General features: G+C 71.2%; 20 protein-coding genes and 2 tRNA genes. 10 read left to right on the forward strand and 12 right to left on the reverse strand.

Translation table 11 applies throughout. The features are described from left to right. The first annotated feature begins 101 nt into the window (after positions 1-101). A complete protein-coding gene (locus DEJ29_RS05220; protein ID WP_111095466.1) occupies positions 102-1535 on the forward strand; it encodes an LLM class flavin-dependent oxidoreductase in 1434 nt (477 codons plus the stop codon). After that, on the forward strand, positions 1532-2797 hold the full coding sequence (locus DEJ29_RS05225; RefSeq protein ID WP_111095465.1) for an acyl-CoA dehydrogenase family protein: 1266 nt from the start codon (positions 1532-1534) through the stop codon (positions 2795-2797). Before DEJ29_RS05220 ends, DEJ29_RS05225 begins: the two co-directional genes overlap by 4 nt. A gap of 36 nt (positions 2798-2833) precedes the next feature. Here the strand turns inward: DEJ29_RS05225 and DEJ29_RS05230 are convergent, their stop codons facing one another. The 5 genes from DEJ29_RS05230 to DEJ29_RS05250 form a co-directional block, all read right to left on the reverse strand. Further along, positions 2834-3178 (reverse strand): metallopeptidase family protein, encoded by a 345-nt coding sequence (locus DEJ29_RS05230; protein WP_035807616.1) that lies wholly within the window; start codon positions 3176-3178, stop codon positions 2834-2836. Between the two features lie 138 nt (positions 3179-3316). Continuing rightward, positions 3317-3392: transfer RNA gene (locus tag DEJ29_RS05235), tRNA-His, on the reverse strand. Positions 3393-3467: 75 nt separating this feature from the next. Then, complete coding sequence (gene orn / locus DEJ29_RS05240) at positions 3468-4106, reverse strand: oligoribonuclease (protein WP_071405505.1); 639 nt, start codon at positions 4104-4106, stop codon at positions 3468-3470. Between the two features lie 778 nt (positions 4107-4884). Further along, positions 4885-6126 carry an MFS transporter gene (locus DEJ29_RS05245; RefSeq protein ID WP_111095464.1) on the reverse strand — a complete coding sequence of 414 codons (1242 nt, stop codon included), beginning with the start codon at positions 6124-6126 and terminating at the stop codon, positions 4885-4887. Continuing rightward, the gene (locus tag DEJ29_RS05250) at positions 6123-6572 is read right to left on the reverse strand and encodes a MarR family winged helix-turn-helix transcriptional regulator (protein ID WP_110864908.1); all 450 of its coding nucleotides are present in this window, start codon (positions 6570-6572) and stop codon (positions 6123-6125) included. The genes DEJ29_RS05245 and DEJ29_RS05250 overlap by 4 nt, the downstream gene beginning before the upstream one ends. An 83-nt stretch (positions 6573-6655) precedes the next feature. Here DEJ29_RS05250 and DEJ29_RS05255 point away from each other — a divergent pair, with 83 nt between their 5' ends. Then, positions 6656-6946, forward strand: a complete 291-nt coding sequence (locus tag DEJ29_RS05255; RefSeq protein WP_071405508.1) for a hypothetical protein — start codon at positions 6656-6658, stop codon at positions 6944-6946. Positions 6947-6975: 29 nt separating this feature from the next. Beyond that, positions 6976-7236 (forward strand): thioredoxin family protein, encoded by a 261-nt coding sequence (locus tag DEJ29_RS05260; protein WP_027464648.1) that lies wholly within the window; start codon positions 6976-6978, stop codon positions 7234-7236. Here DEJ29_RS05260 and DEJ29_RS05265 read toward each other — a convergent pair. The 3 genes from DEJ29_RS05265 to DEJ29_RS05275 form a co-directional block, all read right to left on the reverse strand. Continuing rightward, positions 7180-8733, reverse strand: coding sequence for a DUF6716 putative glycosyltransferase (locus tag DEJ29_RS05265; protein WP_111095463.1), 1554 nt, complete (start codon positions 8731-8733; stop codon positions 7180-7182). The genes DEJ29_RS05260 and DEJ29_RS05265 overlap by 57 nt on opposite strands. 67 nt (positions 8734-8800) lie before the next feature. Then, on the reverse strand, positions 8801-9673 hold the full coding sequence (locus DEJ29_RS05270) for an N-acetylneuraminate synthase family protein (RefSeq protein ID WP_071405510.1): 873 nt from the start codon (positions 9671-9673) through the stop codon (positions 8801-8803). Next, complete coding sequence (locus DEJ29_RS05275) at positions 9670-10461, reverse strand: acylneuraminate cytidylyltransferase family protein (RefSeq protein WP_111095462.1); 792 nt, start codon at positions 10459-10461, stop codon at positions 9670-9672. Before DEJ29_RS05275 ends, DEJ29_RS05270 begins: the two co-directional genes overlap by 4 nt. Positions 10462-10613: 152 nt before the next feature. On the opposite strand from DEJ29_RS05275, the gene DEJ29_RS05280 reads away from it, so the two are divergent. After that, positions 10614-10686, forward strand: a tRNA-Arg gene (locus DEJ29_RS05280). A gap of 62 nt (positions 10687-10748) precedes the next feature. Here DEJ29_RS05280 and DEJ29_RS05285 read toward each other — a convergent pair. After that, positions 10749-12086: a hypothetical protein gene (locus DEJ29_RS05285; RefSeq protein WP_181438236.1), complete on the reverse strand. Its 1338-nt coding sequence runs from the start codon at positions 12084-12086 to the stop codon at positions 10749-10751. A gap of 89 nt (positions 12087-12175) precedes the next feature. Next, on the reverse strand, positions 12176-12442 hold the full coding sequence (locus tag DEJ29_RS05290; RefSeq protein ID WP_111095461.1) for a hypothetical protein: 267 nt from the start codon (positions 12440-12442) through the stop codon (positions 12176-12178). A gap of 150 nt (positions 12443-12592) precedes the next feature. Between DEJ29_RS05290 and msrA the strand changes: the two genes are divergently transcribed. The 3 genes from msrA (at position 12593) to DEJ29_RS05305 (ending at position 14170) form a co-directional block, all read left to right on the forward strand. After that, a complete protein-coding gene (gene msrA / locus DEJ29_RS05295) occupies positions 12593-13120 on the forward strand; it encodes a peptide-methionine (S)-S-oxide reductase MsrA (protein ID WP_111095475.1) in 528 nt (175 codons plus the stop codon). Between the two features lie 37 nt (positions 13121-13157). Continuing rightward, entirely contained in the window at positions 13158-13361 is a 204-nt protein-coding gene (locus DEJ29_RS05300; protein ID WP_027464651.1) for a hypothetical protein, read from the forward strand. A gap of 119 nt (positions 13362-13480) precedes the next feature. Beyond that, positions 13481-14170, forward strand: coding sequence for a single-stranded DNA-binding protein (locus tag DEJ29_RS05305; protein WP_111095460.1), 690 nt, complete (start codon positions 13481-13483; stop codon positions 14168-14170). Between the two features lie 72 nt (positions 14171-14242). Here the strand turns inward: DEJ29_RS05305 and DEJ29_RS05310 are convergent, their stop codons facing one another. Further along, positions 14243-14980 carry a hypothetical protein gene (locus tag DEJ29_RS05310; RefSeq protein WP_111033444.1) on the reverse strand — a complete coding sequence of 246 codons (738 nt, stop codon included), beginning with the start codon at positions 14978-14980 and terminating at the stop codon, positions 14243-14245. A gap of 189 nt (positions 14981-15169) precedes the next feature. Here DEJ29_RS05310 and ettA point away from each other — a divergent pair, with 189 nt between their 5' ends. Together ettA and DEJ29_RS05320 are read left to right on the forward strand one after the other, a co-directional pair. Further along, positions 15170-16855: an energy-dependent translational throttle protein EttA gene (gene ettA / locus DEJ29_RS05315; protein WP_071405516.1), complete on the forward strand. Its 1686-nt coding sequence runs from the start codon at positions 15170-15172 to the stop codon at positions 16853-16855. A 32-nt stretch (positions 16856-16887) separates the two neighbouring features. Next, on the forward strand, positions 16888-17340 hold the full coding sequence (locus tag DEJ29_RS05320; RefSeq protein ID WP_071405517.1) for an acyl-CoA thioesterase: 453 nt from the start codon (positions 16888-16890) through the stop codon (positions 17338-17340). Here the strand turns inward: DEJ29_RS05320 and DEJ29_RS05325 are convergent. After that, the gene (locus DEJ29_RS05325; RefSeq protein ID WP_111047794.1) at positions 17327-18190 is read right to left on the reverse strand and encodes an acyl-CoA thioesterase; all 864 of its coding nucleotides are present in this window, start codon (positions 18188-18190) and stop codon (positions 17327-17329) included. The genes DEJ29_RS05320 and DEJ29_RS05325 overlap by 14 nt on opposite strands. Positions 18191-18198: the final 8 nt, after the last annotated feature.

Raw genomic sequence — 18198 nt, forward strand, 5'->3', positions numbered from 1 at the left:
CCTCAGGAGCATGGTCGCGTCCAGGGCCCCGGGGAACACCGCGCGTAACGGGAGGTCACGTCGCTGTCGTCGGGCGGTGCCCGCCGACCACGATGGGACACATGAGCGATGCACCGAACCGCCCGCTGCGCTTCGCGGCCTTCGTCATGAACACGACCTCGCACATCCAGCACGGCCTGTGGCGGCACCCCGACGCCCGGCAGGCGGACTTCGACGACGTGACGCTGTGGACCGACCTGGCGAGGACCCTCGAGCGCGGCAAGTTCGACGCCATGTTCTTCGCCGACGTCGTCGGGACCTACGGACCCGGTCGCGGCGACTACTCGACCAACCTGCGCGAGGGGCTACAGATCCCCTCGAACGACCCCTCCGTGCTGCTCTCCGCGCTCGCCGTGTCGACCGAGCACCTCGGGCTCGCGTTCACCTCGAGCGTCATCCAGGCGCACCCGTTCGACTTCGCCCGCAAGGTCTCCACGCTCGACCACATCACCCGGGGCCGCATCGGCTGGAACGTCGTCACGAGCGCCCTCGACAGCGCCGCCCGGAACTTCGGCGCCGACCGGCTCGAGGAGCACGACGAGCGCTACGTCTGGGCCGAGGAGTACCTCGAGGTCTGCGCGAAGCTCTGGGAGGGCTCGTGGGAGGACGGCGCCGTGCTGAAGGACCCGGTCCGTGGCTACGCCGACCCCGACAGGGTGCACCGCATCGACCACCACGGCACGCGCTACGACGTGCAGGGCCCGCACCTGTCGGCACCGTCGCCGCAGCGGACCCCGGTGCTGTTCCAGGCCGGGTCGTCGCCGGCCGGCCGTGCCTTCGCCGCGCGGAACGCCGAGGCCCAGTTCATCCTGACCTCGAACCGGGACGCCACCGAACAGCTCATCCGCGAGACCCGCGACCTGGCCGAGGCCGCCGGCCGCCAGCGGGACGACATCGCGTTCTTCCTCGGCCTGACCTTCGTCACGGGCTCCACCGAGGCCGAGGCGAAGGCCAAGGAAGCGGAGATCGACGAGTACCTGGCCGCCGACGGGTTCCTGGTGCACTCGAACCTCGGCTTCGACCCGGACACCGGCGAGCCCCTCGACCCGGACACCCCGCTCTCCGAGGTCCGCACCCGCGCCGGACAGTCGCACCTGCAGTGGCTCCGCGAGGCCGCCGGGGACCGCGAACCGACCATCGCCGACCTCGCCCGGTTGTCCGCGAAGCTCCGCGCCCGGGTCGTCGGCACGCCGGAGCAGATCGCCGACGAGCTCGCCGACTGGCAGCGGGTGGGCGTCGACGGCGTCAACGTCATCAACTGGACGCTGCCCGGCTCGTACGAGGAGTTCGTCGACCACATCGCGCCGACCCTGCAGGAGCGCGGACTGATGCAGTCCGAGTACCGCGAGGGCACCCTGCGCGAGAAGCTCTTCGGCCACGCACAGCTGCCGGACTCGCACCCCGCCCGGCAGTGGCGCGGGGCGTTCTCGGGCGGTGCCGGCGCGACCGCGGCCCACCCGGACGACGCGACCCGTGCGGTGGAGGTGTCCGCGTGACGGCCGCGACGACGACCACCGGACGCGGGACGGGCCTCCCGGCCGACCGCCTGGCGACCCTGCGCGAACGCTTCGCGCCCATGTTCGCGACCATCCGCGACGGCGCGGTCGAGCGTGAACTCGCGTCCGGGAAGCCCGGCGACCGGGCGCTGCCGCACACCGAGGTCCGGGCGCTCGCCGACGCGGGGTTCGGGCGGCTGCGCGTGCCGGAGGACCGCGGCGGCTTCGGCGTGACGCTGGTCGAACTCGCGCACCTGGTGGCGGACCTGGCGGCGGCGGACTCGAACATCGCGCACCTGTGGCGAGGCCACTTCGGGTACACCGAACTGGTGCTGCTGCGGCCATCGTCCGCCGGCCGGGACGAGTGGCTCCAGCGCATCGTCGACGGAGCGATCGTCGGCAACGCGACCTCGGAGCGGACCGGGACGACCCTGGCCGACATCTCGACGACGGTGACGCCGGCTGGTGGTTCCCTCCGCCTCGACGGGCGGAAGTACTACTCGACCGGCACGCTCTACGCGGACTGGATCTACCTGGCGGCGGACCGCGACGGAGAGCGCGTGACGTTCGCCGTCGACGCCTCCGCGCCGGGCGTGACGAGCATCGACGACTGGGACGGGTTCGGGCAGCGGTTGACCGCGTCCGGCACGACCGTGTTCGACGGGGTGTCGGTCGACCCGTCGGTGGTGTCGGCGTACCGGGACGCTCCGCTGTCGCACATCCAGGCCTTCTACCAGCTGTACCTGCTGGCGGTCCTCGCCGGGATCGGGCAGGCCGTGTCCGACGATGCCGTGACCTTCGTGCGACCACGGACCCGCACGTACATCCACGCCAACGCGGCCGTGCCGGGGGAGGACCCGCAGGTGCTCTCGGTGCTCGGGCGGCTGTCGGCCGGGGCGTTCACCGCCCGGTCACTCGTCGTCGCCGCCGCCGGGCTGCTCGACGGGGTCGTCGCGACGAACGAGCCCGGGGTCGGCGTCGACCGCGTGCTGCTCGACGCGGCCGAGAACGCCGTGTACCAGGCGCAGGTCGAGATCGGGCCGCGGGTGCTGCGGTCGGCGTCCGAGTTGTTCGAGGTCGGCGGGGCGTCAGCGGCCGACCGGACGCGTGGGCTGGATCGGCACTGGCGGAACGCCCGGGTCGTGGCGTCGCACAACCCGGCGGTCTACAAGGAGCGGATGGTGGGGGAGTACGCGCTGCACGGGCGGGGGCCGGTGGGGGCGTGGGAGAAGTACCACGAGGTGGGGCCGACGCGGTTCTGAGGTGCGTGGGCGGGTGCGCGGGCGCGTCGCTGGCCGCTACGCCCAGCCGAGCTCGTGCAGCCGCTCGTCGTCGATGCCGTAGAAGTGGCCGATCTCGTGCACGAGGGTGGTGTGCACCTCGTCCTTGAGCTCCTCGACGGTGTCGCACTCGGCCAGGTGCTGCTTGCGGAACACCACGATGCGGTCGGGCAGCTCGCCGAAGCCGTACTGCCCTCGCTCGGTGGCCGCGATGCCGTCGTACACGCCGAAGAGCTCTTCGCCGTTCTCCGGTTCGTCCTCGACGACGAACACCACGTTGTCGAGCCCGTCGACCATCTCGTCGGGGAGCAGGTCGAGTTCGTCGGTCACGAGTTGCTCGAACGCGTCGGCGGACATCTCCATCACGGGTGGATCGTCCCACACCGCGCTGACCACTCGCGGCTCACCACTCGCGGCGAAGCCGCTCGGCGCCGGAGGCGCCCTGACAAACACTGAGGGAGAGCCCCGGTTGCGTCACACGCAACAGGACTCTCCCTCGACTGGGGTGAATAACGGGTCTCGAACCCGCGACCTCCTAGACCACAACCAGGCGCTCTACCAACTGAGCTATATCCACCATGTTCGAACCGGCGGACCGGCGCGACCACTCAATAGTAGTACATGCGGGACGGGGTGCGGACCACCCGTGTCGCTACTCGGCCGCGGGCTGCGCCAGCCGTGACTCCCACTTCGCCACGACGTCGGCCTGCACGGCACGCACGTCGTCGGTGCTCGGGCCGGGCTCGGCGACGAAGCCGGCGCGGCGGTAGTACTCGAGCTCGCGGATCGACTCGAGGATGTCCGCGAGGGCCCGGTGCCCGCCGTGCTTCTCCGGCGCGTTGAAGTACACGCGGGGGAACCAGCGGCGGCAGAGCTCCTTGATGCTCGACACGTCGACGCTGCGGTAGTGCAGGTGCCCGTCGACCCGCGGCATGTACTTCGACAGGAACGCACGGTCGGTGCCGATGGTGTTGCCGGCGAGGGGGGCGGAGCCCTCGGCGGGGACGTGCTGGAGGATGTACTCGAGCACCTGGTACTCGGCGTCCGCCAGGCTCACGCCGTTCGGGATCTCGTCGATGAGCCCCGAGGTGACGTGCATGTTCGTCACGAACTCGTTCATGTTGTCGAGCGCCGACTGGTCCGGCTTGATGACGATGTCGAAGCCGGGGTGCACTGGCTCGAGGTCGAAGTCGGTGATGACCACGGCCACCTCGACGAGTTCGTCGACCTCGAGGTCGAGGCCGGTCATCTCGCAGTCGATCCAGACGAGGCGGTCATTCGCGGTTGCCATGTCCTCGATCCTATTCCCGCCCCGCGTGCCTCCCGTACGTGCCGCTGCGTCGTCCCACCCGTGCCCGACCGTGTCCGCCCGTTCCGCGAGCGGGCGAAATGCCGCGGTCGTCCTGCGGAGGCACCCGGACGTTCCGTCCGCTCGTCCGGGACGCGAGCCGCATGCGGTGCAGGCGACCGCCAGGAGGCCCGTGGCGACCCCGGCAGGCCGCCCCGCGCCTCCAGGCGGTCGCCCTTCACCCCGCCTGCCGCGCCGATCCCGCCCGCTCCCGCCTCCTCACCACGAGTGGGCGAAATGCCGCGGTCGCCCTGCGGACGGACCGCGGTATTCCGCCCGCTCGCCGACGGCGCCTTGCGGTCGTGGCTCCGCCCGCCCGCGTCCAGCCGAGCGGGCGAAATGCCGCGGTTGCCCTGCGGGCGCACCCGGATGTTTCGCCCGCTCGTCCGCGACGCGAGCCGCATGCAGTGCAGGCGACCGCCTGGAGGCCCGGGGCGACCCCGGCAGGCCGACCCGCGCCTCCAGGCGGCAGCTCTCCACCCCGCCTGCCGCACGGTTCTGGCCAGCCCCGTGCGAGCGGGCGAAATGCCGGACTCGCTCTGCGGTCGAGGCCGGGCATTTCGCCCGCTCGCGGGTGGAGCGTGCAACAGGGGGCGAGCGAGCCCCCGCGCGGACGCACGAACGGGCGAAATGCCGGGGTGCCCACGGGGGACACTCCGGCATTTCGCCCGTTCGTGGAGAAGTGGGGAAGGGGGAAGGCCCCCACCGCGCGCCTCGGCGACTAGGCCATGTCGCCGGCGGTGATGGCCTCGGCCTCGACGCGCTCCGGCTCGGGACCGTCGTCGACGCGGCGCAGGACCCTGGTGGTGCAGAGGATCACGACGAAGGCGACCGCGACGGATGCACCCGCGAAGACGTAGGCGGCCGAGGGGGAGTACGCGTCGGCGAGCAGGGTCGCGACGGGCGGGGCGATGGCGCCGCCGATGAAGCGGACGGCGGAGTAGGCGCTCGAGGCGACGGAGCGGGGGAGGTCGGTGGCCTCCATGACGCACTCGGTGAGCACGGTGTTCAGGACACCGAGCACGAGGCCGCCGATGACGACGCAGATGATCAGGCCGACCTGGGAGCGCACGACGAGGGCCGCGGCGAACAGGTCGAGCGCGAGCAGGGGCAGTGCGATCTTCAACACCGTCGTCCTCCGGAGACGGGCGGTGAGCATCGGGGCGACCCACACCGACGTGACTGCGAGACCGACGCCCCAGCCGAAGAACGTGAACCCGATGCCGAGGGCGCCGAAGCCGAGCGGGAACGGCGTGTACGCCAGCAGGACGAAGAAGCCGATGTTGTAGAACAGCGCGGTCGCGGCGAGGGCGGCGAGTGCCGGACGGGTCAGGGCGCGGAAGGGTGCGGAGAGCTTCGTCGGCGTGGGCTTCTCGAGGCTGCCGGTCTTCAGCAGGGCGACGATGGCGATGAACGCGACGGCCATCAGGGTCGTGACGCCGAAGAACGGGCCGCGCCAGCTCACCGAGCCGAGCAGACCTCCGACCAGGGGACCGACGGCGATGCCGAGGCCGAGTGCTGCCTCGTACAGGATGATCGCCGAGGCGGTGCCGCCGGACGCTGCCCCGACGATGGTCGCGAGCGCGGTGGAGATGAAGAGCGCGTTGCCGAGACCCCAGCCGGCGCGGAAGTCGATGATGCTCCACACGCTGTTCGACGTCGCGGCGAGCACCGAGAAGAGCACGATCAGGGCGAGTCCGATGAGCAGGGTGCGCTTCGCGCCGATGCGGCTGGAGACCCAGCTGGTGAAGAACATCGCGACCCCGGTGACGGCGAGGTAGCTCGTGAAGAGCAGTTCGGTCTGCGCGGGGGTCGCCTTGAGGGACGCCGCGATCGCCGGGAGGATCGGGTCGACGAGGCCGATGCCCATGAACGCGACGACGCAGGCGAAGGCGATCGCCCAGACCGCGGACGACTGCTTGAGGATGGAGCCGGACTGGCCGGCGGGTGCGTGGGCGTTCACGCGGGGATCTCCGTTCCGTTGGGGGTTGTCCGGGTGCGCTGGGCGATCAGGTTCGCCGCGTGGTGCAGGACGTCCCAGTCGTCGTCGGTCAGGTCGGCGAACAACGGACCGACCGTGCTGGTGAGGGTGGAGCGCCAGGAAGCGAGCCGTTCGCGTCCGGCCTCGGTGAGTTCGATGAGCTGCCCGCGGGAGTCGTCCGGGTCGACGCTGCGGCTGACCAGGCCGTCGGCGAGCATGCCGGCGACGAGTCGCGTCATGGTGGGCTGCGCCACACGGGAGGCGGCGGCCAGTTCTCCGAGTCGCAGGGGTTCGTCGGTCTCGAGGATGCCGAGCGTGCGCCAGACCGCGGTGGACGTGGTGTTGCCCGTCGACTGGACGGCGCTGCGGATCAGGCGGTTGACGGAGACGAGGAGGGTCTCGATCGTCTGCTCACGCGGTGTTTCCATAGCTGAACTATATAGCCGTGCTATAAATAGCGCAACGACGGGCTGGACAGACTGCACCAGCCGCCGCCTGGTAGAAGGGAGGCATGAGCGACATCACCATCCACGAAGGCGACGAGTACACCGCGATCTTCCACGGCGGCCCCTTCGACGGCACGACCGACACCCGCACCGCCACGAGCGACGCGCTGGACGACGAGGTCACGGTGTTCGCCGACGTCGAGGGCCTGCAGACGGCCTTCACCTACCGCGCCACCAAGTCCCGCCAGGTCCTCGACCAGATCTCGGTCGAGTTCACCTACGAGCCCGGCGAGTCCGACCCGGTCGACGACCTGCAGGACCGCGGCGACCGCAGCGGCGAGTTCGACCGGGAGTAGAACCCCCACCCGCCGCGTTGCAGGACCACATGCAGCTCGACCTCTGGACGTCCGCCTTCTGTGCGCCGTGTGCCGCCGCCCGCCGGGTGTCGGCCGAGGCGTCGGCGCTCGTCCCCGGGCTCACCGTGACCGAACGCGACGTGGCGGCGCACCCCGACGACGCGGAAGACCTCGGTATCCGGTCCACGCCCACGATCATCGTGCGGCAGGACGACGGCACCGAGGTCTTCCGTTCACCCGGCGTCCCGACCCGCGACCAACTCCTGCTCGCGGTGGCCAAGGCGCTCTGAACGAGCCGCCGCCGCGGCCGGGGCGGCCGCCGCCGCAGCCGTCCCAGCGGTGGCCCCCGGCGCGGGCACAGCGGCCCGCGCCCCCGCACGCTGCGACGTCGGCGCCGCCACCACCACGGGTTCCGGCGGATCGACCAGTGCCCGCACGCGTCGTGCCAGACGCTTCGCGCCCCGGATCGGCGCCCCGATGCCCAGTGCCACCAGTCCGAGCGGGCTGCGATCGGCCCCACCGAGGGCGTTCTTCCGCTCCCACGCCCGGCGCAGCACCCCACCGCGACTCCGCCGTGCCGGTGCCCGATCCACCAACGTGCCGGCGTCCCGTCGGGCCATCAGCTCCACGAGCCGGTGCTGCCAGTCGTCCTCCGAGGCCGGGTGGAAGTAGTTGTCCCGCATCCACTCCGACCGGACGACGCCGAACCGTCCGTCGACCAGGTCGACGGCGTCACCCTCGAGGCCGCTCCCCACGAACACCTCGTTGATCAGGTGCCGGCCGATCCCGAAGTCGGTCAGCGTGAGCGCGGGCACGCCTCGCGCCGCCGCCTCGAGCACCGCGGTCGAGCTGATCGTCACGAGCGCCACCGCACGGTCGAGGTGCTCAGCCATCGGCCCGCTCTCCACCACGAGGTTGGTCGGCGCGTCCGCGGGCACCAGGTCCGGGTACGGGTGCTCCTCGCGGTGTGTCTGGTGCTCGCCGGCCGCAGCGCGCGTCTTGATGACGACGCGCCACTCCGGGTGCGCCCGCGCCGTCTCGACGAGCCACCGCACGACGAGTGCCCGGTCGGCCCGCTCGAACGGCACACTCGGCTGCGCAGCGAAGACGACGGAGTCACGGCCCGTCGAGTCCGCACCATCGCTTGCGCCGGCACCGCTGGTCGCGCCGGCGCCCCGCGCGAAGGGCAGCGTGGCGAGCGCGAAGTGCGGCTCGACCCCACCCTGGCGCGCCATCTCCTCGTACGCACGGACCTCACGATGGCTGTGCAGCACGAACAGGTCGGCCCGAGCGCGGAAGAAGATGCCCTTCCACTTCGACGGGAACGAGATCCCCGGCAGCCCCGACACCAGCACCGGCCGGTCCGGGATCCGCCGGTGCACCTCGTCGATCACGAGCTCGGCCACCGGTCCGATCAACGACACCAGGACGGCGTCCGGCGGGTCCTGTCGGAGCTCCTCGACGACGGCGTCGACGTCCTTCGGCGCGGGCGGTTCGCGGTGCAGGTGGGCGAGGCGCCGGTCCAGCCCGCGGAACGCCGACCGCAGCTGCTTCGGGCTCGCCGACCGCGGGGTCGCCACGGTGCGCAGCTCCAGGTCCCAGTCCGCCGGGGCGCTCGCCAGCAGGTGGGCGCCCCACTTCGCGAACGAGTCGGTGTCGACCAGGCCGACCACGCGTCGGACGCGTGGTGACGCGTCGGACGGGAGGCGCGCCTCCAGTCCGACTGTCGACCCGCTGCCGTCGGCCGGCGCTTCCAAGGCGCGGGTCCCGTCGACCGGGCCGGTCACGCGCCGACGCGACGCAGCTTCGCGAGCGGTGCCTGCTCGCCGGCGGTCGGATGGGGACTGCATCCGCTCACGCGCCGACGCGACGCAGCTTCGCGAGCGGTGCCTGCTCGCCGGGGAAGATCCTCTTCACGCCGTCGCCGAGGGCGGTCTCGATGATGCGGATGTCGCGGGCGAGCGTCTTCAGGCCGTGCGGCTCGAGCGACGCGGCGTGGTCGGAGCCCCACATCGTGCGGTCGAGCGTGATGTGGCGCTCGACGGCCGTGGCGCCGAGGGCGACCGCGGCGATGGAGATCTGCAGGCCGGGCTCGTGGCCGGAGTACCCGACGGGGACGCCCGCGTAGCGGTGGGCGAGGGTGTCGATCATGCGGAGGTTCGCCTCCTCGGCCGGCAGCGGGTAGGTCGACGTCGCGTGCATGAGGACGAGGCGGTCGGTGCCGAGGGCCTCGACGGCGGCGTCGATCTGCTCGAGCGTGGACATGCCGGTCGACAGGATGACGGGCTTGCCGGTCGCGGCGACGGCGGCGAGCATGCCGAGGTCGGTGACGGACGCCGAGGCGATCTTGTACGCGACGACGTTGAGGTCCTCGAGGAAGTCGACCGACGGCTCGTCCCACGGCGACGCGAACCAGTCGAGCCCGCGGAGGGTCGCGTGGTCGCCGATCTCGATGTACTGGTCCCGGTCGAACTCGACACGGTAGCGGTACTCCAGGTAGGTCATGTCGCCCCACGGGGTGCTGCGCGGGGTGTTCTTCATGTGCTCCGGCGTGGAGATCGCGGGGGTGCGCTTCTGGAACTTCACGGCCTGCAGGCCCGCGTCGGCAGCGACGTCGATGAGCTGCTTCGCGATGTCGACGTCGCCGTTGTGGTTGAGGCCGATCTCGCCGATGAGGTACGCGGGGTGGCCCGCGCCGATCGTGGACGTACCGATGGTGACGGTCATGGTGCTCCGTTCGGTGCGGGGGTGGCCCGCGTCGGGGATGGGTCTCGGGTCGTGGTGGGTGCTGGGGCCGGGTCGCCGACGCGTGCGTCGGTCAGCGCGCCGGGCGCGCCGGGCGCTTCGGCGAGGGCTTCGGCGAGGGCCAGGTCGGCCTCGTCGTCGATGTCGATCGCGCCGGCGCCGTCGACGACGGCCAGCTCGACGCGGCCGTGGAACCGGTGCCGGTTCTCGAGGAACCCCGCCGTCCGCATCACGTAGAAGGCGCCGGTCTCGCGGTACTCGGGCTCCCGGTCCTGGCGGCGGGGCCTGGTCGCAGCGTCGTGGTTCACCGCGACCGCGGTGCCGTCCGGGGCGGTCCGCCACAGGAACGCGTGCGAGGGCGCGGCGGCGAACACCGCGTCGGCGTGGCCGTCGACCACGCGCGCGACGGCGGCGTCGAGGTCGGCCGGGTCGATGAACGGCGAGGTCGCCTGCAGGAAGACGAGGACCTCGGGCAACGGGGTGCTGATCGCGTCGAGGACGTGCAGCAGGGCTGACTCCGAGGACGCTTCGTCACCGGCGAGCTCGGCCGGACGGCGGACCACGGCGGCACCGGCGGCGACCGCCTCGGCAGCGATGGCGTCACCGTCGGTCGTGACAACGACCTCGTCGATGCGCGTGGCACGTCGTGCCGACTCGACCGCCCGACGGACCAGCGAACGGCCCGCGACCGTGCGGAGGTTCTTGCCGGGGATCCCCTTCGACCCGGCACGTGCTGGCACGACGGCGAGGACGGAACCGGTGGTGCGCATGCTCCGGACGCTACGAAGCGCGGGTGTCGCGGAGGGGAACGGGCGGCAGACGGCGGCCGACCGTTGGGCGACCGCCGGGTCCTGTCACGGAGACGCGGCGGGGCGCGCATCGAGCGTCCGGTGGCCGCTCGCCGCTACAATCGACGCTGCTCGCCTCCGTAGCTCAGTGGATAGAGCAGGTGGTTTCTACCCACCGTGCCGCGGGTTCGATTCCTGCCGGGGGCGCCGAAGACGAACAGGGCCGCCATCCTCTCCGGATGGCGGCCCTGTTCTCGTCGTGGGGGTGGTTACTCGTCGTCGTCCGCGGCGCGGCGTCGGAGTTCGGCGGCGCTGATCGGCTGCGTGTACGGCGCCTCCGACGTCTCGTTCGCGTCCGCGGGCTCGGCGGGGGCCTGGTTCAGACGCGTCGGGACGGACGTGGTGTTCGTCGCGCCGGGGGAGTCGACCCGGGGTGCCGATGCGGGCGGGACGTCGTTCGCGGGCGCCCGGTTGACGTGGGCGTCGGCCGCGGTGGGCGTCGCGACGGGGCGGTCGGACGAGGACGGACGGTCGTTCCGCGGAGCGCGGTCGGAGTCACCGAAGGCGCGGGTGGCGCTGGCGTCGCCGGACGCGCGAGTGGCGCTCGCATCGCCGAAGGCCCGCGTGGCGCGGTCGTCGTCCACGACCTCGGTGTCGTCCGTGCCGCGGCCCTGGACGGAGCGGGCGGGCGAAGTCGGGGTGCCGAGCGCCGGACGGACCGGGGGTGCAGCCTCGTCGTCGTCGCCGTAGACGCGGGTGGTGTTGTCACCGAAGGAGCGCGTGGCGTTCTGGTCGGCGCTGCCGCGGTTCGGGTTCGTGCCCGCGCCACGGTTCACCGAGAACGACGGGGTCGTCCCGCCGGCGGCACCGGCAGACGCAGCGGGCGCGGCAGCACCGGCTGTGGCAGCTGCAGCGGTCGGCGCCGGAGGAGTCGAGGGTGCGGACGCGGGGCGCTGGGCCGGACGCAGCGAGGTCGTCGTCGGGGTGGGGCGCTCGGCGGGAGCAGCCGGAGCCGGAGCCGCCGCCGGGGCCGGTGCCTGCGTGCGCGGGGGCTCGGCCTGGTCGGCGTTCCAGTCCTGCTGGCGCTTGATCAGGTCGGCGTCGGGGTCCGGGGACTCGAACTTCCAGCGCTCGAGGTCGGCCTTGAAGAGCTTGCGCGCACGGCTCGGTCGCGCCTGCCAGTCGAGCAGGCGGTCACGGAACTCGGCGAGGGACTGGTCGGCCTGGAAGCTGAACGTCGACGAGTTCTTCTTGATGTCGGCGATCTCGTGCTGGGCCCAGTTGGCGGCCAGCGGCGCACCCTGCACGGGGAGCAGGCGCAGCCGGATGTCGGCGTCCTCGGCGAGGTGGTCCGCGTACGCACGCTCGTCGTGTCCGAGCGATCCCCACGCCGCTGCCTTGCGCGCAGCCGTCAGGATCGCGGCGACGGCCGCGTTCTTCGATTCCCGCTCCTGGAGCGCCACGACCCGCTTGGTCGCGCTGCGCCCGATGAGCGCCGCGATGACGCCCGCCACGACGATGGCGACGAAGGGGATCACAGCGCCCGAGAGCACCCGCCAACCCGTGTCGGACGAAGTCCAGTCGGTCAGGTCGTTCCACCAGTCCATGCGCGCACCATACCCACGGAACGGTCAGGCGTCGGGGAGGCCGGACGGCGTTCCGTGCATCCCGGTGCAGATGATTCCAATGTGGAACATCATGACCAGCGCAGGGTGTCCACGGCGTCGTCGGCGGACCACACGCTCGGCAGCTCGACGAACCGGCGCTCGGTCGCGACGTACCGGCGGGCACGGTAGGCGGTGTCGCCGGCGACGTCGATGCGGTCGACGTACCCGACGATCTCTCCGTTGGCCCGGGTGATCCGGCTCAGGTCGTCGCGGACGTCGAGGATGCGGTAGTCGCCCCGGGCGCGGGCCAGCGGGACGGTGCGGATCCGCAGTGCGGGTTCGGTGATGGTCTGCATCGCTGGCCTCCTGGTCGGTGTGGTGCCGACGCTACGGGGGACCACCGACACGCCGAGGAGTGCCGTCCGATCTGGGGAACAGGGTCCCCGCGCACACTGTTGTGGAGGAACGACGGGGCTGCACGGGCAGCCCGGAGAGAGGTTGTGGCCATGACCACGTTCGTGCTCGCAGGTGGATGTTTCTGGTGTCTCGACGCCGTGTACCGCACGCTCCAGGGTGTGCAGGACGTGGTGTCCGGCTACGTCGGCGGACAGGTCGAGGAGCCCTCGTACGAACTGGTGTGCACCGGGACGACGGGGCACGCCGAGGCGGTCGCGGTGACGTTCGACGAGTCGGTGATCCCGGCCGACGTGGTCCTCGACGTCTTCTTCACGCTGCACGACCCCCGGCAGCTGAACCGCCAGGGGGCCGACGTCGGCACGCAGTACCGCTCCGCGATGTTCCCGGCCGACGACACGCAGCGCGAGCTGTTCGAGCGCGCGATCGAGCGGGCGTCGGACATCTGGGACGGCGGGATCGTCACCACCATCGAGCCGCTCTCGACGTTCTACACGGCAGAGGAGTACCACCAGGACTTCTTCGCGAAGAACCCCGGACAGGGCTACTGCCTCGCAGTCGCGCTGCCCAAGGTGAACAAGGTGCGGAAGGCCTACAGTCAGTACATCCTGGCGTCCTGACCCCGGGGCGGCAGGGCCACAAGGAGGTGGTTCGAACATGACGGACAACACGGGAACCTGGGTCGCGATCGGTCCGGCCGGAGCGGTGGGCAGCATCCACCGCGCGGCGGACGGGTTCCAGGTCGAGCTCTACGGGCGACGACGGGCGGGCGGGCCGTACCCGTCCCTCGAGTCCGCGAAGGGCGCGGTCCACGCCGCGCTCGGACCGTTGGCCGCCCGGCCCGAGTTCCGAGCGCACTGACCGGGTCCGGACAGGAGGCCCGGGGGACTCGTCCTCCACAGGTCGCCTGATCGGGTCCACACGCCACAGATCGAGCCCGGGGTCGCTGACGCGGCCCCGGGCTCCGTAACGATCGACGCATGAACGACATCATCACCGTCTGCGGAATCGTCGCCACCGAGCCCCGGCACCTCGTCACCGAGACCGGCATCGCCATCACGAGTCTCCGACTCGCCTCACCCTCTCGCCGCTGGGACCGGGCCACCGCCGCCTGGGTCAACGGCGCCACCAACTGGTACACCGTCACGGCGTTCCGGTCGCTCGCGTCGAACGTGTACAAGTCGCTGAAGAAGGGCGACCGGATCGTCGTCGCCGGCCGGGTCCGCATCCGCACGTGGGAACGCGACGGTCGCGGCGGGACCTCGGTCGAGATCGACGCCGACGGCATCGGCCACGACCTGGCGTGGGGGATCAGCAACTGGCTGCGGGTGCCGCGGCAGGTCGGCGACGGCGCCTCGGGGCAGGGTGGTCTGCGCGGGGTGGACCCCCGCACCGGCGAGGTCCGCGACCCCGTGGGGCACGGCGCCGCTCACGGCTCCGACCACGGGGCGGAGCCGGACGGTCCGCACGACCACGCACCGGCGACCGAGCACGGTCCGGACGGTGACGGTGACGGTGACGGCGACGTCGACGGGGTGCACGGGGCACCGCCGCCCGGCGACGGCGAGGAGCCCGCGGGGCCGTCCGAGCACGTCCTCGAACAGGACGCCGCCCCCTGGGACCCCGCGCCGCCCCTCGACGACGACGCCCACGACGCCGAAGCGGCCTGACCCGCACGCCGACCGGAGTCGGGGTGCGGGTCAGGCCGCCGGGGACGCGTGCGGTTCACCGCGTCGCGTCGGTCACCACTTCTGGGCGATCATCCCGATGCCGGAGACCTGGGCGGTGTCCCAGTTGCCGCCCCGGGGCAGCCCGGTCACGCGGCCGTCGATCTTGAAGCTGGCGCCCTGCACCCGCGGGCTGTTCGTCTGCTTCGCCTTCAGTCCGTGGAACGAGAAGCTCGTGTCCCACTTGCCGTTCAGGCCGGTGTTCGACTTGCGGTCGCCGACCGTGATGCGGGTGTTCTGCACCGTCGAGTGCACGACGTCACCGTTCAGGCGGGCGTTGGCCTCGGCGTTGAAGAACAGGCGACCGTCGAGGTTGAGCTTGAGGGTGCCGATCGTCTTGTGGTTCACGATCATCGTCGCGACGTCGTTCTTGTACCAGCGCATGCCGATGGGGGTGAGCTTGTTGGTGGCCAGGCCCAGGTAGCCGTAGGTGAACTTGCCGTTCTGCACGCGCTCCCAGATGTAACGCGGCTTGCCCTTGCTCTGCGGGGAGCCCTTGTCCGACTGGATCCCGAACGAGTACGCGTTGTTGTGGGCGTCGTGCACGTTGATGTACGACGAGTAGCCGGTGCCCGTGCCGTTGGCACTGATGCTCGCCGTGTACAGCAGGTACGGGCTGCCCTTCGGCACGGCACCGGCGGCCGATGCCGGCGACACCGGGGCGATGAGCGCGACGGTGAGTGCGATCGCTCCGACGAAGGGGAGTGCGAGGCGGCGGAGCCGCGACGGGGTCGTGGTCGTGTGCGTGGTCATGGTCCTCGTCCTGTCCGTGGTCCTGATCCTGGTCCTCGTCGTGGTGGGCGACGGGCCCGAGGTAGCGGGGTGAGGCCAAGCTACGTCGTCCGTGCCACGAACAACAGGCCTGTTCGTACAGGTGCGGGAAGCGGCGATCCGGCGTCGGGCGAGCGGTGCTCCGACGGTGTCACTACACTTGGGGCCGATATGGCTGAGTACATCTACCAGATGGTCCGCGCCCGCAAGGCGGTCGGCGACAAGCTGATCCTCGACGACGTCACGATGTCGTTCCTCCCCGGTGCCAAGATCGGCGTCGTCGGACCGAACGGCGCGGGCAAGTCGACGATCCTGAAGATCATGGCGGGTCTCGACCAGCCGTCCAACGGCGAGGCGAAGCTCACGCCGGGCTTCAGCGTCGGCATCCTCATGCAGGAGCCGGAGCTCGACGAGAGCAAGACCGTGCTCGAGAACGTGCAGGAAGGCGTGGGCGAGATCCACGGCAAGCTCGCACGCTTCAACGAGATCTCGGCGCTCATGGCCGAGCCGGACGCCGACTTCGACGCGCTCCTGGCCGAGATGGGCACCCTGCAGGAGGACATCGACGCCGCCGACGCGTGGGACCTCGACTCCCAGCTCGAGCAGGCCATGGCCGCGCTGCAGTGCCCCCCGGGGGACGAACTCGTCACCCACCTGTCCGGTGGTGAGAAGCGCCGCGTCGCGCTCTGCAAGCTGCTGCTCCAGAAGCCCGACCTGCTCCTCCTCGACGAGCCCACCAACCACCTCGACGCCGAGAGTGTGCTCTGGCTCGAGCAGCACCTGCAGCAGTACCACGGCGCCGTCCTCGCCGTGACCCACGACCGGTACTTCCTGGACCACGTCGCCCAGTGGATCGCCGAGGTCGACCGCGGCCGCCTGTACCCGTACGAGGGCAACTACTCGACCTACCTCGAGAAGAAGCGTGCTCGCCTCGAGGTCCAGGGCAAGAAGGACGCCAAGCTCGCGAAGCGCCTGTCGTCCGAGCTCGACTGGGTCCGGAGCAACACCAAGGGCCGCCAGGCGAAGTCGAAGGCCCGTCTCGCCCGGTACGAGGAGATGGTCACCGAGGCCGAGCGCACCCGCAAGCTCGACTTCGAGGAGATCGTGATCCCGGTCGGCCCGCGTCTGGGTTCGCAGGTCATCGACGCCGAGCACCTGCGCAAGCAGTTCGGTGAGCGCGTCATCATCGGCGACCTGTCGTTCACGCTGCCCCGCAACGGCATCGTCGGCGTCATCGGCCCGAACGGTGTCGGCAAGACCACGCTCTTCAAGACGATCGTCGGCCTCGAGCCCCTCGACGGCGGCACGCTGAAGATCGGCGACACCGTCCAGATCTCCTACGTCGACCAGACCCGCGGCGGTATCGACCCGAACAAGAACCTGTGGGAGGTCGTGTCCGACGGACTCGACTACATCCAGGTCGGCAAGACCGAGATCCCGTCCCGCGCCTACGTGTCGCAGTTCGGCTTCAAGGGCCCGGACCAGCAGAAGCGCGCCGGCATCCTGTCCGGTGGTGAGCGCAACCGTCTGAACCTGGCGCTGACGCTCAAGCAGGGCGGCAACCTGCTCCTCCTCGACGAGCCGACCAACGACCTGGACGTCGAGACGCTCGGCAGCCTCGAGAACGCCCTGCTCGAGTACCCCGGTTGCGCCGTGGTCATCACCCACGACCGGTGGTTCCTCGACCGCATCGCCACGCACATCCTGGCGTGGGAGGGTCTCAACGAGGACGGCACGCCGAACTGGTACTGGTTCGAGGGCAACTTCGAGGCCTACGAGGAGAACAAGATCGAGCGCCTCGGTGCCGATGCCGCGAAGCCCGGTCGCGCGACGTACCGCAAGCTCACCCGCGACTGATCCTCGTGGCGAGACTGCACGCTCCCATCCGCATGCGGTGGAGCGACATCGACGCCTACGGTCACGTCAACAACTCCGCGATGCTGCGCCTCCTCGAAGAGGCGCGCATCGTGGGGTTCTGGGGTGCCGATCCCGGTGAGGACCCCGACGGCGACCTGCCCGAGCCGATCATCGACGGCCGGCCGGGTTCCGGCACCATGACGGTGATCGCCGGCCAGCGCCTGGAGTACCTGGCGTCGATCCCGTACCTCCGCCAACCGCTCGACATCCAGATGTGGATCGGGCGGCTCGGGGGCGCGAGCATCGACGTCTCGTACGAGGTCTGGTCACCGGTGGGGCAGCACCCCGCCGTCCTGTACACCCGGGCGACGACGGCACTCGTGATGGTCGACGCGGCGACGAACCGTCCGCGTCGGCTCACCGACACCGAGCGTGCCGCGTGCGAGCGCTACCTCGAGGAACCCGTGCAGTTCAGCCGGCCGTAGGCACCCGCATCATGCCCTCCTGGGCGACGGTCGCCAGCAGCGTGCCGTCACGGGAGAACATCCGACCGAACGCGAGTCCCCGTCCGCCCTGTGCGCTCGGGGACTCCTGCGTGTACAGGATCCACTCGTCGGCGCGACCGTCACGGTGCCACCACATGGCGTGGTCGAGGCTCGCGCTCTTGACCCCCGGGGTGCCCCAGGCGACGCCGTGCCGCCGCATGATCGGCTCGAGGATCGACAGGTCGCTCGCGTACCCGAGCACCGCGCGGTGGAGCGCCGGGTCGTCCGGCAGGTCGCCCTGCACGCGGAACCAGACCGCCTGGTGCGGCACGTGCTCGCCCTGCACGTCGACGAACACCGGGCCCTCGACGTGTCGCAGGTCGATGGACCGCGCGGCCCAGGCACGTGCGACCGGGTGGTCGATCGCGGACAGGATCGACGCGGCCGACGGCAGGGACTCCGGGTCCGGGGTGTCCACCGGGTACGGGTCCTGGTGCTCGATGCCGGTGTCGGGCACCTGGAACGACGCGATCATCGAGAAGATCGGGACACCGCGCTGGTAGGCCTGCACGCGACGAGCCGCGAACGACCGGCCGTCGTGGATGCGCTCGACGCCGAAGGTGATCGGCACGTCGATGTCGCCGGGCCGCAGGAAGTAGCCGTGCATCGAGTGGACGTCGCGTCCCTCGATCGTGCGCTGCGCGGCGACGATGCACTGCGCCAGCACCTGCCCGCCGAACACCCGTCCGCCGGGGGACCAGTGGCTGGCACCGGTCAGGATCGTCTCGCCCGTGCTCGCGCCGGTGTCCTCGAGTCGCAGGGTCCGCAGGAAGTCGGGTTCGCCGTTCACGCTGTGCA

This window comes from Curtobacterium sp. MCPF17_021 (assembly GCF_003234605.2).
In the GTDB taxonomy this organism is placed as follows: domain Bacteria; phylum Actinomycetota; class Actinomycetes; order Actinomycetales; family Microbacteriaceae; genus Curtobacterium; species Curtobacterium flaccumfaciens.